Genomic DNA, 16,668 nt, shown 5'->3' on the forward strand with positions numbered 1-16,668 from the left:
CGCGCATTGCCCGATCATCTGCCGCGCGCGGAACGGCGGATCGAGCCCGAGGCCGGCAGCTGCACCTGTCCCGATTGCGGCGGCGCGCTGCGCCCGCTTGGCGACGACAGTGATGAGCAGCTCGATATTGCCCCGGTCCAGTGGCGCGTCATCCGCACCGTGCGGCCCAAGTATAGCTGCCGCGCCTGCGACAGGATTGTCCAGGCACCGGCGCCGGTGAAGGCCATAGCGCGTGGCAAGGCCAGCTTCGCGACGCTCGCCCATGTCGTCGTCCACAAGTTCGATCACCATCTCCCCCTCTATCGCCAGGCAGAGATGATGGCGGCGCAGGGCATCGACATCGATCGTTCAACCCTCGCCGGCTGGGCGGGCCAGGCCGCGCATCTGCTCGATCCCATCGTGAGCCGCATCCGCGAGGAAGGACTGAAGGCCGCCAAGCTCCACACCGACGACACGCCGGTGCCGATGCTCGTGCCCGGCAAGGGCCGCACCGCGCAGGCGCGGCTCTGGGCCTATGTCGTCGATGACCGCGCATCGGGCGCCGCCACCCCGGCGCTCGCCTGGTATCGGTTCACCCCCGATCGCAGCGGCATCCATCCGCAGAGCGAGCTGGGGTCATTCACCGGCCTTCTCCAAGCCGACGGCTATGCCGGATATGATAAGCTGTACGAGGGCAGCCAGATTCAGGAGGTCGCCTGCTGGGCGCACTTCCGCCGCAAGATCTTCGAGTGCCACCAGACGAGCCCAACCCCGCTCACCACGGATCTTCTGACGCGCATCTCCGGGCTTTACCGGATCGAAGAGGACGTCCGCGGCCAGCCGCCCGATGTCCGGCGCCGACACCGGCAAGAGCAAGCAATGCCACAGATCGACGCGCTTCGCGGCGCGATCGACGACGCCCTACGCCGCCTGTCGCCCAAGTCGACGATGGCGAAGGCGCTCACCTATGGTCGCAAGCGCTGGGACGCGCTGACCCGCTACATCGACGAGGGCATGGCGGAGATCGACAACAATATCGCCGAGCGCGCTATCCGATCGATCGCGATCGGGCGCAAGAACTGGCTGTTCGCCGGATCGAAGGCCGGCGGCGAACGCGCCGCCGCCATCTACTCCGTCATCGAGACGGCGAAGCTCAACGGCGTCGAGCCACAAGCCTATATCGCCGATGTCATCGAGAAGATCGCATCCGGCTGGCCCGCGTCCCGCTGGGACGAGCTCATGCCGTGGAACTGGCAGCCCGACCAGCAGCAGATCGCTCAGGCCGCGTAGCTGCGGCCTTCAGACCACGCTTACGATCTCCGATAGGTGGAAACACCCTATCTCGGTGTCCATCAAACCGGCAGCAGGCCACATCCGGGAGAATAAATTTCGATTGGATCGTCGAAGCAAAAATGCCGTTCAGCTAGGTGGGCATTGTTTGCCGATTAGCCAAGGCTCAACGAGCAATTGTACGGCGCGTTGCATACGCTGATCATCGAAAGCCCGATCGAGGCGGCTGTAGGTCAGTCCTTGCCAGATGAGAGCAATGGCATCAACGAACGTCTCAATATCAAGATCCTTGGCAAGACGCCCTGACGCAACAGCGCGCTGCGTCGCGGAACGTAGGGCCGCATGCACCCGATTGGTTTGGGTCTGATCGACCTGATCGGCGGTCCGCTGCTGGAAATAGCATTGCAATTCGATACGGACGCTCGGGGTGAGGCCGTAGGACTGGCGACCGCGTTCTGCGGCAGCATGGACCTCATAGGCCTGCGAGATGATGTCGCCCTCGTCGAGCATCGCCTCGATCGATTCGATTATCTGCTCCTGATTGTGGAGCAGCACGGCCTCGAGCAGGGCGTCCTTATTCGCAAAATAATAATAGAGATGACCCGAGCGCATGCCGGCCTTCTGACAGATGTCGCTGATGCTCGTTGCAGCGACGCCTTTGTCGGCCAGGCAATGGGCCGCGGCTACGATGATCCGTTTTTTTTGGACCTCGGTATTCGCTTCGTCCACGTCTCTCATCTCGATCCCTCGCCCTTCCCAGCATCGTTCAACGGCCGTTTGAAGACCTGCGCATTGCACATACTTGACAAGATCTACTAGGTCGAAGATTATAGTTCGGTCAACCCACCTAATAAAGATTCGGGTGCGGGATTGCGGCTGGTAAAAGGGGTTACGGCATGAGAAAGCATTGGCTGGTAAGAAGTGTCCTGGCGGGCGGCGCTTGTCTCGTCGCGTCGGCGGCGTATGCGCAGGATTCGTCGAGTGGCGTGACGGCCGACGAGTCCGGCGACTCCAGCGGCGACATCGTCGTAACGGCTAACCGCCGCAGCGAAAGCGTGCAGGACGTCGCCGGCGCGGTTACCGCCATTCCCCAGGGTGAACTCGAAGCGCGCGGAATCGACAATTTCGAGGGCTTCGCTCGCTCGGCGCCCGGCCTGTCGATGTTTCAACCTACCAAGAACCGGGCCGTGTTCAATATTCGAGGCATTGCGACCTCGACCATTGGGGGCAATACGCAAGACCCGGTTTCGGTCTACATCAACGATACGCCGGTGACGGATACTTATGGTGCTGCCGCCCAGCCGGATCTCCGCTTGTTCGACGTCGAACGGGTCGAGGTGCTGCGCGGGCCGCAGGGCACGTTGTTCGGTTCGGGCTCGCTCGGCGGCACCATACGCATCATTACCAACAAGCCCGATGCATCCGGTTTCGACGCGGAGGGCCGGGTCGATATCGGCGTCACCAAGGGCGGGGGACTGCGTCAGCGCTACGACGCAATGGTCAATGTACCGCTTGTGACCGACACGCTCGCGCTGCGCGCCGTCGGTTACTATCGCGACGAAGAAGGCTGGGTGCACAATGCCAATCTTGGCATTCGTAACGACACGGTCGATTGGGGCGGACGTGTCGCGTTGCGCTGGACGCCTTCGCCGGACCTTACGATCAGCACCGAAATCTTTCACCAGAAGAGCGATCCCGATGATGCTGACGGGTGGAACCCCGTCTTGGGCAAATTCAACCGCGCTACGTCGGTTAGCGAGGCGCGGCCAAACAACCTGACCAACTATAATTTATCGCTGAATTACGACTTTGCGAGTTTCGCGACACTCACTTCGACGACGACCTATCAGCGCAGCAAGACCGCGCAGGTCTCGGACAACGGCGATGCCTTCGGACTCGGTCTCCCCGTGGTTTCGATCGCCGAGCCATGGACTTCGCGCTTTTTCGTGCAGGAGGTACGGTTGGTGTCGAACACGTCGTCCCCCCTCGAATGGGTGTTCGGAGGCTTTTACATCAAGCGTAAAACGTCGATCCCGAACTTCCTTATAAATCTCGCTGGTCTCGACCAGGCATCCGGGGGAGCGGTCGGCTCCGATGCCTACTTCGACACGAGCATCGCGACCGGCTCAACGGAACTCGCAGCCTATGGCGATGCCTCCTATGAGGTCGCCGCAGGGCTTAAACTGCGCGGGGGGCTTCGTGTGTTCCGGACCACCGCAAAATATGTGGAAACCGGCCGTAGAGTTCTTGATTTCGCGACTCTCGACTATTTTCCGGCCGAAAATTTCGACAATCGAGCCTCGAACACCAACACGACCTGGCGGATCGGGCTTTCCTACGAGCCGCGCCCGGCTCTTCTTTTCTACGGAAGTGTCAGCAAGGGCTTCCGCGTTGGTCAGGTCAATTCGACGCAAGGGCCGAGTCTCGTCGATCCGACCGACATTGTGATCCCTGAGGGGTACAAACCCGACACGACGATCAACTATGAAATTGGCGCCAAGACGAGTTGGCTCGACGGAGCAGTGACACTGAACCTGACGGGGTTTTACATCGAATGGAAGAATATCCAGATCGACGCGCAACGTGTCTCCGACCTTCGCAATTTCATTGCGAACGCGGGTCGGGCTAGCGTGCGCGGAATCGAGTTCGAGACTGCAGTCCGGCCGGCACGCGGTGTCAATATTTATGCCACTGCGACCGTGCAGGATGGTCATATCGATAGTGTGCCGACGGACATAATCGTTCCGACCGCGCCTGGCGAAACGCTCCCAGGCCTAGCAAAATGGAAGCTCGCCGGGGGAATAGAATATCGCTGGGACGTCGGGCCGGATAGCGAGATTTACGCGCGGCTCGATGGCCAGTTCACCGATCGCTCGCCTGCCGCCTTCTCCAATAGCGGCACTAATCCCTTTTACGCGCTGAATGATCAATACGCGTCGCTCGATGCGTCGATCGGCTATGAAGCCAATTGGGGCACTATCGCTGTTTATGGCGAGAATCTCACCAATAATGGAGCGATTATCCTGCGCAATCTCACCTCGCCCAACTCAAATTATACACTGCGGCCAGTAACCGCCGGCGTCCGTGTGACGGTGCGTTACTGATCATGGAAGAGATGGGGCTCACGGTCGCTGGGAATGATATGGCGATTTATCCGAGCTTGGGGCAGGCGCGATACGCGCAGGTTCTGCTCGGTCTCCTTGCCCTGTTCACGGCCATGGATATTGCCGTCGTTGGGCTGCTTGTCGAGCCGATCAAGCTCGACCTGCATCTCTCTGACGTCGAGGTCAGCATGGCGCAGACGACGACGTTCTTCGTGGCTTATGGGATATTGGCAACCCCGATGGGAATGCTCGTTGATCGGATCTCCCGAGTACGGATGATCGCAGTCGCCTTGTCGCTCTGGTGCGGAGGCCTGATCGTGACGGCGCTCGCGCACGACTTGACAAGCCTCGCGACGGGCAAAATTATTCTGGGAGCGGCGAATGCCATAACCTATCCGGCGGCGATGTCGCTGATGGCGGATTATTTTCCGCCGCAGCGGAGGGCATTCGCAACGATGAGCTACCCGATCGGACAGACGCTTGGCAACGCCGGCGCCTTGCTGGTCGGCGGACTCGCATTTTCGGCCCTCGCCGCACACGCCGCTGCCGGATCGGGACTGCCATTTGATCTTGCACCGTGGCGCATCGTCTCGTTGATTTTCGCCGCCCTTGGATTTCTTCTCATCCCCTTCTTTTTTTCTCTGCGGGAACCGGCACGGATGGAAATGAGTGAGCGGCAGGGGGGCTCTTTGCGAACGCTCAGCATGCATCGGCGGTTTCTCATGCCGCTTTTCGCGGGCATCGCGTTCCTAGCTGGCGGGGCGAGCGGCGCGCAGGCTTGGATCGCGCCCGCGCTCATGCGCATTTACGCGCTCGAGCCCGGAGGGTTTGCCGCAGGCTACAGCATCCTCGTACTGGTGGCGAGCCTACTCAGTCTTCTCGGTAGTGCGAGGCTGGTCAATCTCGCACGTGACCGCGGCGGCGACGGCTTGCTGCTTCTGCCCGCTGCGCTTGGCGCTCTGATCTGCGCGCCTGCATCCTTCATGGCGGTAATGCCGGGAATTTCGGGCTTCGCAATCCTTGGTTTCATCTTCGCTATCGGGTCTGGCATCGCGATCGCGATCCCGGTGGTTGCGATCAACTTACGCATGCCAAATGAGCTTCGGGGGCTCACCATCGGACTCTATGTCATCCTCTTTGCAGGCGCGAGCGCGATCGGCGCACCTCTTGTCGGGCTGGTGAGCGACCTTATGGGCGGACCGCTCATGCTGGGTCGGGCAATGGGCGCGGTTTGTGCGCCATTCTTTCTGCTCGCGACGTTCAGTTTTGGGCTCACGCTGGTCCCGTCGCGGGCAAAGAGCATGCCTGTCGTCTCGCGAGGGAATTGAGATGTCAACGAATGGTACCGGACAACCGTCCCGGGATGATTTTGCCCGCGCAGCCACTTTTTCTCCAGCGAAACTCGGCGCCCGGCTGTCGGGATGGGTGCGCGATGGATATTGGATCGACGAGCGGCGCTATTTCTTCACGGTCACGCAGGCGATGGACAATGGCAAGATCCTCTTGGTCCCGGCCCTTGCCGAGGCGGGTAATGTCCGAATTATCATGCCGCCGCCGGCGCTGGTGCAACTGGTTTCGAAAGTCCGTGGAACGCGGCTCTCTTTGACGGAACTCGAGTCTGCGCAATATGATATGCCGGACCCCGCGACGCTCGTCGTGACGATCGGGCTCAGCGCATATCGGATCGGGATGGCAAGCGGCGAATTGATCAACACCGAGCCGGTCGATCCGGCCATGGCACTTTACGCACCTGACGGCCGGAATGCCTGCTTCTTGAAAGATCAGACGGTTTGGCTCAAAGATCGCGAGAGTGGCACAAGCCGACAATTGCTGCCCGATGGTGAACAACACAACGGGTTTGGCGTCACGCCTGAATCGGATACCGCGCCTGTCATGGGCCGCCGCCACGCGATGCCATGCGGCCTTTGGTCGGCGGACTCCGAGTGGTTCGCAACACATCGCATTGACGAGCGGCATCTGCCCGAAAGCGGGATGGTGGAGCATGTTCCGCCGGGCGGAGGGCGACCCGTTGCGCATCTTTTCAAGGTTGGCGGCCCCGATCATCCGCGTCCGGCGTTGCAGTTCATCGCGGTGCACGTCCCCAGCGGCCGAACCGTCACGACCGGGGACTATCCGCTCTCTGTGCAGGCCTTCTCCCCATTCCTGATGCGGGGAGCCTGGTTCTCAGGCGGCGCGCTGTGGTTCCTCAATTTCGACCGCTTTGCTTCGCATGTGGCGCTGATGAAAATGGAGCTTGCGACGGGTACGCTTCGCGCGGTGCTAGAAGAAGACGCCTCGGAAGGCTGGATCGACGTCCATCCGCTGCTCGCTGGCCAGCCTATCGTGAGGCCGGTCCCCGAGAGCGGAGAACTTATCTGGTATTCGCAGCGTGATGGTCATGGCCATCTCTATCTGCACGACCTCACCGACGGATCACTGAAGAATGCTATTACGGCGGGCGCGTGGAATATACGCGAGCTGGTTCATGTCGATGCGGCGCGCCGGCGCATTCTTTTCCTCGCGAGCGGATTCGCCGATGCCGCCGATCCCGGGCATCGTCGCCTATGCGCAATTGACTTCGACGGTACGGGGTTTGAAACCTTCGCGCTTGATGGCGATGTCGCTATCAAGGCGCAGCCCTTGGCCGGTGTCGAACAGCTGCGGCCATTCCGGCCTTCCTACGCGGCCATCGGCGCGTCGGCTTCGGGACGTTATGTCGTGGCGAATATTGGCGACACCGACAGCCCGACGCGAACGGTCCTCGTTGATCTCGTGACGGGCGGACAGACATCGCTGGGCGAAGTCGATATCTGCACCCATTGGCAGGCGCCGCTTCCCCGCCGATTTGAAGTACTCGCGGCCGACGGTATGACGCCGCTCCACGGAGCCATGTATCTGCCGTCGAATTTCGACGAGAGGCGCAGCTATCCTGTCATCGACTATATCTACCCCGGACCGCAGATGAACTGGTATGTTCGGCGCTTCCCAAGCAGTATCGGCGCGAATCTCCAGTCGCTCGCCGAACTCGGATTTGTCGGCATCGTTCTCGAGAGCCGCGGCCTCCCCAATCACAGCCGGGACTTCCATCAAGCAGGAAAAGGCCGGATGCTCGAACCTCAACTGGCCGATCACGCTGCTGCGGTCGAGCAGCTCTGCCGCCGCTACGCATTTCTCGACCGGTCGCGGATCGGCATGTTCGGCCAGTCCGGTGGCGGGCAGGCAACCGCGCGCGCGCTATTCGACTATCCCGACGTGTTCAAAGCGGGTGTAGCAATCTGCGGCAACCATGACTCGCGAAACTACATCGCGCTTTGGCTCGACAAATATGGTGGGCGGCCCGGAACACCCGAGCGGGACGCGCAGTCGAACATGGCCTCGGCACCGAAACTCGAAGGGAAGCTTTTCCTGATTCACGGTGCGATGGACGAGAATGTCAGTGTCGCGCACACGCTCGCTCTTTCGGATGCGCTCATCGCCGCCGGCAAGGAGTTCGATCAGTTGATCGTTCCCAATTCCGGTCACGGCATTCTTCAGGACTGTCCCTATGTTCTCCAGCGTCTCTGGAGCTTCTTCGGGCGCCACCTCATTGGTGTCGAACCGCCAAAAGACTTCAGCTTCGAATACAGCCCCGGCGAGATCGCCGCCGGGATCCAAATGCTGCTTGCCGACATCAACGTTTGAGGGATTTCAACCGTGACCGTATATTTCGACTTTCCCGTTCGGTCCGAGGCCGGACGTGACGCCCTTGATCGCTGTGCCGTGGTGGTCGACGATTTCGTGTCGGGGCTCGGCAACCTCGGCGCGTTGGTCGCAATCGATGTGGCCGGCATCGGCCGCGTGACCTTCACAGCTGGACATTCCGACATTACCCGTCGCCGCGAAGTGCAGCCTGAAGACGTCTATCACGTCGGAAGCCAGACAAAGACGATCACGGCCATGCTTCTCTACATCCTATCGCGCGATGGCCTGCTCGATCTCGATGATGCCGTTCTGCGCCACGTCGATCTTCCGATCGATCCGGGCATCACCGTCCGGCATCTCCTGATGAATGCATCGGGCCTTGGCGAATATCTTGTTGGCGCGGGGCCTTCGTTCGACCGCCGCGAGCGCATTAGCCCCCGCGATCTCGTGTCGCTCGCGCTTCCGCAGGGTCAGATTTTCGCGCCGGGCGAGCGCTTCGATTATTGTAATACTGGCTGGATCGTCGCGGCGATGGTTGTCGAGGCCGTGACTGGGAATAGCTATGGCGCCGAATGTACGCGGCGGATCCTGAAGCCCTTGGGCCTCGAGCGCAGCGGCTTTGGCGGCATCGTTCCGAAAGCTGATCCGATGCGAAGCTATTCGACCCCGCCGCGCGAGACGGCGCCCGTTGACATGACCTCGCATCTGGGCTGGGCGTTCGGCGCGGGCGACGGGGTGGCAAGCGCTGGCGACATGCTGGCGATATATGGAAGCCTGCTGCGCGATGACAGCCCGCTCGGTATCAGCCTCGCCGATCTCGCCGGACGGACAATGGCGCCATGCGCCAACCCTTATTTCCCGATGAGCCTTGGTGCCGTTTATGGTCTTGGTCTTGAACGACGCAAATGGGCGGGCAGGGAGGTTTGGGGGCATCCGGGTTCGACCTACAGCTCGCGTAGCTCCACCTGGATCGATCCTGTCCGGGATGTACGCGTCGCGACGAGTGTGACGACCAGCCTCGAGCCCGGCAGCCCCCCAGAGGATCTTCGTTATCCGCGGGCACAGCTTTTTGCGGTGGCTCTCGGCACGGGCTATGCGCTTGCGGACGAGCGGACGGCGATATGACCGTCACGCTCCGATTTGACGAAAAGGCCGTCGACAATGTTTTTGCGCATCTCGACCAAGCCAATCTCCCCGGCGCGGCGGTAGCCATCGCGGTCGCGGGCAAGCCGGTCTATCGCAAAGGTTTCGGCCTCGCCTCGATGGAATTATCGGTTCCGCTTTCACCCGCAATACGCATGCGGATCGGCTCGATCACCAAGCATTTCGCCGCGCTCGTATACATGCTTCTTTGCGAACGCGGCCTTGCCGGACTCGACGACCGCATTGACCTTCATGTGGACCGACTGCCGCCGGTGGTCGGCGAAGTGACAATGCGCCAGCTCATGGCGCATACGGCCGGCATCCGCGACGTCCTTGCGCTCAGTATGTTCTTCAACGGTACGGGCTGGCGCGTCACCGACGCCGAGATGGTCGCCTTTTATCGCGGTGTCGCAGACCGCGACTTCGCGCCGCAGCAGAATTGGAGTTATAACAATGGCGGCTATATCCTGCTGACCGCGGCGATTGAAAGGATCGCCGGAGAGCCGCTCGATGATCTGCTGCGTCGCTGGATTTTCGAACCCGTGGGGATGCATGATACGATGCTTCGCCGCTGGGATGATGATTTCGTGCCGAACAGCGCGACCTTGCATATGCTTGATAGCGCCGGTCGCTATTCGCGTGACTATATGGGCATGGAACTGAGCGGGGTCGGCGGGATCGTGTCGACCATGGACGACATGCTTCGATGGTTGAAGCATTTGGATGCGCCCTTGGTGGGGTCGGCCGAGACCTGGGCCCTGATGAAGGCGCCTCAGCACCTTTCGACCGGCGCCGTAACCAATTATGGGCTCGGGCTCATCTGCATGTCTTATCGCGGTATCGAGACCCTTTCACACGGCGGGACCGTGCTCGGCGGCAGCGCCCAGATGATGAAGCTTCCCGCGTTCGGTCTCGATATCGCGCTCGCGGTCAATCGTGCCGATGTAAGCGCGGCCGAATTGGTAGGCCGGGTAATCGACGCCTGCATAGATGGCCTTCCTCCCGTCGATCGGCGTGACCCTCCGGTGCCGCGCACCGGTCTCTATGCATCTCCGACAAGTGGGCGCGTGGTCCAGTTGTCTACAAGGGACGGCACGCAATTCATGTCGGTCGATGGCGGGCCGCCGCTACCGGTTGCGGCCGACGCAGGCGGCGTATTGCAACTGCCCGAAGCCGCTGCCTTCATGCAGCAGTCGCTCGCGGCGAGCGCCTCGAAGCTTCGTCTCGTCGAGTTCGGCCATGACGACGCGCTGGACGAAGTCGTAGCGGAACCCGATGCTTTGCTCGGAAATTTAGCAGGGCATTATCGTGCGAGGAGCCTCGGTATCGAGCTCTGGATCGAGGACGGCATGCCTCCGCGCATGACGACCACAATGAGGCATGGCTCGAATAAATTCACGTTGCGACCGCTCACCGCCGCCCTCTGGGCCGCGGTGAGCACCGGTCCCTACGCGGGCGTCGGTGCAATTCTGTCATTCACCGGGGAAAAAAAGACGCTCATTCTCACGGGCTCAAGGATGCCCCGGATCTGCTTCGAACGAGCCAGTGATTGAGGCATCAGCCAAGCCGCCAACGCGGGTTAGCCAGCCGCTGGCGTCATTCTCCAAAATCCGACCATCGCACGCGAAGTCGGGATCGGGTGGCGTCAGATCCGAACCCCCAGTTTAGGAATTCGACCGGCGCTGCGCGGCGCGCGTCTGACGAGGGGGTTACCGACAACCGGGCTAGTCTGCTGCTGAAGACGGGCCGGCGACGAACGGGCAGGCCGGGGAAAGGGGTTGCCGCCGGCCTTGCGGCTAGCCTATCGCCGCCCATGGTTCGATGATCGGAAGCGGATAGCGACGTGGCACAGGAATTTCCCGGCATGACCGATGGTGGTCCCCCGCCGCTAGGACCCCATTTGCAGCGGCTGCGCAAGGATCGCGGGCTCACGCTCGACGATCTGGCGCGCATGTCGGGCGTCTCGCGCTCGATGCTGTCGCAGATCGAGCGAGGCCAGGCGAATCCGACGGTCGCGACGGTTTGGGCACTCGCCGAGGCGCTGCACATCGAGATGGCGGACCTGCTGGGCGTCGGGCAGCGCCCGGCGCCGCCGCGAATCGCCGTCGCCAGCGCCGCATTCACCCCCGAGATGCGTAGCGACGACGGATTGTGCGTGCTCAAGATTCTCAGCCCCGCCGAACGCGTCGGCAGCGTCGAGTGGTATGACCTTCGAATCGCGCGCGGCGGCGTTCTTCGCTCGGCCGCCCACGCGCGCGGGTCGATGGAGCATCTCACCGTCCTCACCGGCCGGCTGGTCGTCGAGGCCGGCGACGAGCGCACCGAGGTGCTCGAAGGCATGACCGCTCGCTACCCCGCGGATATCCCGCACTGCATCGCGAACGACGGCGAGAGCGACGCCCAGGCGATGCTCGTCAATTTATTCTGAATGGAAATTCCAATATATTGGACAAACTTTCCACTAAGATTTAGCTTGCGCCCATCAAGGGAGTGAGAATCATGACGTCGCGTTTTTATGATCATGTCGCGAGCGAGATTGCCGCGATCGAAGCCCAGGGATTGTGGAAGCCCGAGCGCATCATGGCATCGCCGCAGGGTGCCGCCGTGACGCTCGCCGGCCGTGCTGCCACCTCGATCAACCTTTGCGCGAACAATTATCTCGGTCTCGCCTCCGACCAGCGGGTGATCGACGCGGCGGTCAATGCGACGCGTCGCTGGGGCGCGGGACTGGCCTCGGTGCGCTTCATTTGCGGGACGCAGGAAATACACCGCGAACTCGAGGCATCGATCGCTGCCTATCTCGGCTTCGAGGACGCGATCATCTTTGCCGCGGCTTTCGATGCCAATGGTGGCCTTTTCGAACCGCTGCTCGGCGAGGATGACGCAATCATATCCGACAGCCTCAACCATGCCTCGATCATCGACGGCATCCGGCTCTGCAAGGCGAAGCGCCTGCGTTTCGCCACCGGCGACATGGACGAGCTGGAGGAGCGACTGCGCGAAGCCCGCGACGGTAGGGCGCGGACGATCCTGATTGCGACCGACGGGGTCTTCTCGATGGACGGGGCGATCGCGAATCTCGCTGCGATCGCCGCGCTTGCCGACCGTTACGAAGCGCTCGTGATGGTGGACGACTGCCACGCGACCGGCCTTCTCGGAACCAAGGGGCGAGGGACTGCGGCATACCGCGACGTCGAGGGCCGGGTCGATATCATCACCGGTACGTTCGGCAAGGCGCTCGGTGGTGCCATGGGCGGTTTTATCGCCGCCCGCCGCGAGGTCGTCGCGCTGCTTCGCCAGCGCGCGCGGCCCTACCTGTTTTCGAACGCGCTCGCGCCGTCCGTATGCGGTGCCTCGCTCGCGGCCATCGAGATCGCCCGATCGGACGAGGGCGACGTTCTGCGCGATCGCCTCTTCGCGAATGCGCGCCGCTTTCGTGCCGGCATGGAAAAGGCCGGTTTCGACCTCATCCCGGGAGAACATCCGATCATCCCCGTCATGCTTCATGACGCGGCGCGCGCGCAGGTCTTCGCGGCCGCGCTGATCGAGGCGGGCATTTTCGTGACCGGCTTTTCCTTTCCGGTCGTCCCCAAGGGCCTCGCGCGCATCCGTACCCAGATGTCCGCCGCTCACAGCCCGCAGCAGATCGACCGCGCGATCGAGGCCTTCAGCCGAACCGCCGAGCAACTGGAGGCGCCGCGATGAGCGTCCAGGCAAATGCCGGCCAAACCGGCGGCATGTTCGCGCTGGCGAAACTGCATGCGCGCGAGGGAATCTGGTCGAGCCGCGCCCCCATTCCCTCGCCCGGACCCGACGATGTCCTCATCCGAGTGAAGCGCACCGCGATCTGCGGAACCGATCTCCACATCTACAACTGGGATAGCTGGGCGGCGAAGACCATCCCCGTTCCCATGATTGTCGGGCATGAATTCGCGGGCGAGATCGTCGCGATCGGCTCAGGCGTCCGCCGCAAGCTGCGGATCGGGCAGCGCGTCTCGGGCGAGGGGCATATCATCGATTTTGATTCGGCGGCGGCACGGGCCGGGCAATTCCATCTCGATCCGGACACCCAAGGTGTCGGGGTCAACCGGCAGGGAGCCTTTGCCGACTATCTTGCGATCCCTGCCTTCAACGTTGTGCCGCTTCCCGATGAGGTCGGGGACGATTTCGGCGCTCTCCTCGACCCCTTGGGTAACGCCGTCCATACGGCGCAGCAGTTCGACCTGCTCGGGGAGAATGTGCTCGTCACCGGTGCGGGGCCGATCGGCATCATGGCGGCGGCCGTCGCCCGGCGCGCCGGCGCAGCGAACGTCCTGATCACCGACGTCAATGATTACCGGCTCGAGCTTGCCGTGAAGCTCGCCGATGTACGCCCAGTCAACGTCGCGCGCGAGGATTTGCGGGAGGTTCTCGACCGCCTCGGGCTTGTCGGCGGCGTCGATGTCGCGCTCGAAATGTCGGGCAATCATGCGGGCCTCGCGCAGGCGATCGATGCCCTGCGCATGGGCGGCAATCTCGCTCTCCTCGGTATCCCGGGCGAACCGATGCAGGTCAACTGGTCCGAAATCATCCTGAAGGCCCTGACCATCAAGGGCGTCTACGGGCGCGAGATGTTCCGGACCTGGGGAAAAATGCTGGGGATCCTTGGAAGCGGCCTCGACCTCTCTCCGCTCATTACCCATCGCTTCTCGAAGGCCGATTATCAGCACGGTTTCGATGCCGCGCGTTCGGGCACCGCGGGCAAAGTTCTCCTTGACTGGAGCTAGAACGAACGATTCAACTGGGTGACGTGACCCCCTGATTTTCCTCCAGTCTTGATTAGAGTCCGGCCTTGATGGAAGGACGGACGAGATGAAGAGGCTTCGTTAATGTAAATAAATCAGGTACTTAGATGCATTCGTGTACGGTTTGAATGACACCGAAAGATAAGGAATGACGTCGAGCAACAACCAGCGACGTCACAAAATCACCTACATTCCATCTCAGTTAGATTGTCGACGTTCGTCCAAAAGCTGACGTTGCGTGCGACGGATAGAAGTTGTCAGCCACGGCTGGTGCCGAAGTGCCGCTGCGAGTTCAACTCGTCGCGCGAGGCCGCAATCCGTCAACGATCCTGGTAACAATGGGCGAGACCGGTGGGTCGGCCGATCTACATGAAATAGGGCTTGTCGCCGTCGCTGCCGGGCTTGTCGACGCCGACATTTGCGCGGCTTTGAAGAGAGGGCCGCTCGATTATCTTCGCGACGAGGTCGCCGACGCTCTTGCGTGAAACGACCGTGCCCTTGAACGTCTCGTCCCGCTGCGTGAGTTCATAGTCGACCTCATCTTCGTCGGTGAGCCAGGCAGGGCGGATGATCGTATAGTCAAGGCCGGACGCCTCGATCGCGTCGGCTGCCGCGCTCGATCCGGAGCAGCATCCGCTTGCTGTCGATATCGCTTTCAACGCCGACACCTCGGCGACGCGCAAGCCCGCGCCGTAAGCGACCGACAGCGCGGCCTTTCGGGCGACGGCAACCTGGGCCTTTTTAATGCCACCCCCGCCAGCACTCCTCCGGCGGCAAGGAGCGCCTCGGGCGCGTGTCGAAAGCCGGGCAGGCCGACATTCGACGCCTGCTGATAATCGGTGCGATTTCCCGATTGAACTGGCTGGAGCAGGGGCGTGCTGGAGGGATCGTGGTTGGCGCGTATGTCCGCGGCCGCGGCGAAATGATCGCCGTGGCGCTTGCGCAATTCGGTCTTGAGCAGCTTGCCGGTCGCGGTATGCGGCAGTTCCTGAACGAAGATCACATCGTCGGGCAGCCACCAGCGCGCGACCTTGTCGGCGAGATGATCCATGACTTCGTCTTTTGTGCAGGTCTCGCCGGCGTGGAGCTGGAGGAGGAGGAGGGGGCGCTCCTGCCATTTGGGATGGGCGACGCCGATCACGGCTGCCTCGGCGACCTTCGGGTGCGCGACGGCGGCATTTTCAAGATCGATCGACGAAATCCACTCGCCGCCTGACTTGATGACGTCTTTCGCCCGGTCGGTGATCTGGAGGAAGCCATCGGGGTCGATTTTCGCGACGTCGCCGGTATCGAACCAGCCATCCGGGTCGAGCGCGCTGCCTGCCGACTGACCGTGATAGGCGCTTAGAACCCACGGCCCGCGCACCTTGAGCAGTCCGGCAGCTTCGCCGTCGCGCGGCAGTTCCTTGCCGTCTTGATCCTCGATGCGCAGTTCGATGCCGAAAACCGAGCGGCCCTGCATCGCGCGGAGGTCGATCTGCGCCTTCTCGTCGAAGTCGGCGTGATGCGCGAGCGGGCGGCAGACGGTGGCGACGGGGCTGGTCTCGGTCATTCCCCACGCCTGCATCGTTTCGACGCCCAGACGGTTGCGGAAGCGCTCGATCAGCGAGCGCGGGCTCGCGGCGCCGCCCGTGAAGATACGATCGAGCTTCAGCGCCTCGCGATCCTCGACCGGGCGCTCGCGTTCGAGATGGTCGAGGAAAGCGAACCAGATCGTCGGCACGCCGAGCGAGAAGGTGATCGCCTCATCGCGCATCAGTTCATAAAGCGATTCCGGGTCGAGCGCAGCCCCCGGCAGCACCAGCTTCGATCCCGCCATCGCCGCCGAATAGGGGATGCCCCACGCGTTGACGTGGAAGAGCGGCGTGACGACAAGGATCGAGTCCGCAGCGCCGAGCGACATGCTATCGTTAGCGAGGGCGCTCATCGCGTGCAGCACGGACGAGCGGTGACTGTAGAGAACGCCCTTTGGATTGCCTGTCGTACCGCTGGTGTAACAGAGTGCGCTCGCGCTGTTTTCGTCGAGGTCGGGCCAGCGGGCGATTGCCCGCGGGCCGTCGGTCAGGCTCTGATAAGAAATCGGGTCGGCGATCGCGGTTTCGGGCATGTCCGCCTGATCGGCGAGGATGATGACGCGCTCGACCTTTGGCAGGTCAGCGAGCAATGGCTCGATGGTCGCCAGAAGATCGGGATCGATGCACAGCACCCGTGCCCCGCCATGATCGATAATGTAGCGGATCTGTTCGGGAAACAGGCGCGGGTTGACGGTGTGCAGCACCATCCCCGCGCCGCTGACGCCATAATATAGCTCGAGATGGGGAAGGCGGTTCCATGCCAGCGTGGCGACGCGGTCGCCGGGCTTCAGGCCCAGGTCAGCGAGTCCCGCCGCAATGTGCCGTGCGTGGCGCTCCACCGTCTGCCAATCCGATCGTTCGAGCGAGCCGTCGGCGCGGCGCGACACGATCTCGCGGCGCGGATGATTGGTCGCTGCGTGCCGTATCAGCATTGCGGTCGTCAGGGGCTGCGCCTGCATCAGGCCGTACATGAAACCTCTCCTTTAAGGACTTGATTGGTTGCGACGATTGCCCAGCCGGGCGCGGGGGCGAAGCGTCGCGCGGCGCGTGCGGCGACAATCACATTTGCGAAATTGAGGCGTTCGCCACCCGTCCGCGAGCCAGCGGGCCGAT

The 16,668-nt window shown here is 62.2% G+C and carries 11 protein-coding genes and 2 pseudogenes; 10 read left to right on the forward strand and 3 right to left on the reverse strand.

Annotated elements, in window-relative coordinates; all coding sequences use genetic code 11:
• Positions 1–1,269 (forward strand): IS66 family transposase (tnpC, locus tag AC58D2_RS19920; RefSeq protein WP_497392776.1); only part of this gene is annotated, 1,269 nt, incomplete at its 5' end.
• A 129-nt stretch (positions 1,270–1,398) separates the two neighbouring features.
• Here tnpC and AC58D2_RS19925 read toward each other — a convergent pair.
• Positions 1,399–1,998: a TetR/AcrR family transcriptional regulator gene (locus AC58D2_RS19925; protein ID WP_497392777.1), complete on the reverse strand. Its 600-nt coding sequence runs from the start codon at positions 1,996–1,998 to the stop codon at positions 1,399–1,401.
• A gap of 167 nt (positions 1,999–2,165) precedes the next feature.
• Between AC58D2_RS19925 and AC58D2_RS19930 the strand changes: the two genes are divergently transcribed.
• From AC58D2_RS19930 to tdh, 8 genes are all read left to right on the forward strand, one after another.
• Positions 2,166–4,373 (forward strand): TonB-dependent receptor domain-containing protein, encoded by a 2,208-nt coding sequence (locus AC58D2_RS19930; RefSeq protein WP_494227969.1) that lies wholly within the window; start codon positions 2,166–2,168, stop codon positions 4,371–4,373.
• Positions 4,374–4,411: 38 nt separating this feature from the next.
• A complete protein-coding gene (locus AC58D2_RS19935) occupies positions 4,412–5,701 on the forward strand; it encodes an MFS transporter (RefSeq protein ID WP_497392778.1) in 1,290 nt (429 codons plus the stop codon).
• A 1-nt stretch (position 5,702) separates the two neighbouring features.
• Positions 5,703–8,054, forward strand: coding sequence for a prolyl oligopeptidase family serine peptidase (locus AC58D2_RS19940; RefSeq protein WP_494227921.1), 2,352 nt, complete (start codon positions 5,703–5,705; stop codon positions 8,052–8,054).
• Positions 8,055–8,066: 12 nt separating this feature from the next.
• Positions 8,067–9,179: a serine hydrolase gene (locus AC58D2_RS19945; protein ID WP_494227922.1), complete on the forward strand. Its 1,113-nt coding sequence runs from the start codon at positions 8,067–8,069 to the stop codon at positions 9,177–9,179.
• Positions 9,176–10,750 carry a serine hydrolase domain-containing protein gene (locus tag AC58D2_RS19950; protein ID WP_497392779.1) on the forward strand — a complete coding sequence of 525 codons (1,575 nt, stop codon included), beginning with the start codon at positions 9,176–9,178 and terminating at the stop codon, positions 10,748–10,750. Before AC58D2_RS19945 ends, AC58D2_RS19950 begins: the two co-directional genes overlap by 4 nt.
• A gap of 311 nt (positions 10,751–11,061) precedes the next feature.
• Positions 11,062–11,625 (forward strand): helix-turn-helix domain-containing protein, encoded by a 564-nt coding sequence (locus tag AC58D2_RS19955; RefSeq protein WP_497392780.1) that lies wholly within the window; start codon positions 11,062–11,064, stop codon positions 11,623–11,625.
• Between the two features lie 71 nt (positions 11,626–11,696).
• The gene (locus tag AC58D2_RS19960; RefSeq protein WP_497392781.1) at positions 11,697–12,902 is read left to right on the forward strand and encodes a glycine C-acetyltransferase; all 1,206 of its coding nucleotides are present in this window, start codon (positions 11,697–11,699) and stop codon (positions 12,900–12,902) included.
• Complete coding sequence (gene tdh, locus AC58D2_RS19965; RefSeq protein WP_497392782.1) at positions 12,899–13,963, forward strand: L-threonine 3-dehydrogenase; 1,065 nt, start codon at positions 12,899–12,901, stop codon at positions 13,961–13,963. The genes AC58D2_RS19960 and tdh overlap by 4 nt, the downstream gene beginning before the upstream one ends.
• 383 nt (positions 13,964–14,346) lie before the next feature.
• Here the strand turns inward: tdh and AC58D2_RS19970 are convergent, their stop codons facing one another.
• Positions 14,347–14,640, reverse strand: coding sequence for an NAD(P)H-binding protein (locus AC58D2_RS19970; protein WP_497392826.1), 294 nt, complete (start codon positions 14,638–14,640; stop codon positions 14,347–14,349).
• A 92-nt stretch (positions 14,641–14,732) separates the two neighbouring features.
• Here AC58D2_RS19970 and AC58D2_RS19975 point away from each other — a divergent pair.
• Positions 14,733–14,892 (forward strand): annotated as a pseudogene (locus tag AC58D2_RS19975) (transposase); the annotation flags it as partial.
• Between the two features lie 26 nt (positions 14,893–14,918).
• Here AC58D2_RS19975 and AC58D2_RS19980 read toward each other — a convergent pair.
• Positions 14,919–16,526 (reverse strand): annotated as a pseudogene (locus tag AC58D2_RS19980) (long-chain fatty acid--CoA ligase); the annotation flags it as partial.
• Between the last annotated feature and the right edge of the window lie 142 nt (positions 16,527–16,668).

It is taken from the genome of Sphingopyxis sp. CR5, from assembly GCF_059693785.1.

What these genes read in the sequence shown, in the direction of transcription:
- AC58D2_RS19930 (WP_494227969.1), top strand. Translation starts at nt 2,166, where the DNA reads ATGAGAAAGCATTGGCTGGTAAGAAGTGTCCTGGCGGGCGGCGCTTGT.
- AC58D2_RS19935 (WP_497392778.1), top strand. Translation starts at nt 4,412, where the DNA reads ATGGCGATTTATCCGAGCTTGGGGCAGGCGCGATACGCGCAGGTTCTG.
- AC58D2_RS19940 (WP_494227921.1), top strand. Translation starts at nt 5,703, where the DNA reads ATGTCAACGAATGGTACCGGACAACCGTCCCGGGATGATTTTGCCCGC.
- AC58D2_RS19950 (WP_497392779.1), top strand. Translation starts at nt 9,176, where the DNA reads ATGACCGTCACGCTCCGATTTGACGAAAAGGCCGTCGACAATGTTTTT.
- AC58D2_RS19955 (WP_497392780.1), top strand. Translation starts at nt 11,062, where the DNA reads ATGACCGATGGTGGTCCCCCGCCGCTAGGACCCCATTTGCAGCGGCTG.
- AC58D2_RS19960 (WP_497392781.1), top strand. Translation starts at nt 11,697, where the DNA reads ATGACGTCGCGTTTTTATGATCATGTCGCGAGCGAGATTGCCGCGATC.
- tdh (WP_497392782.1), top strand. Translation starts at nt 12,899, where the DNA reads ATGAGCGTCCAGGCAAATGCCGGCCAAACCGGCGGCATGTTCGCGCTG.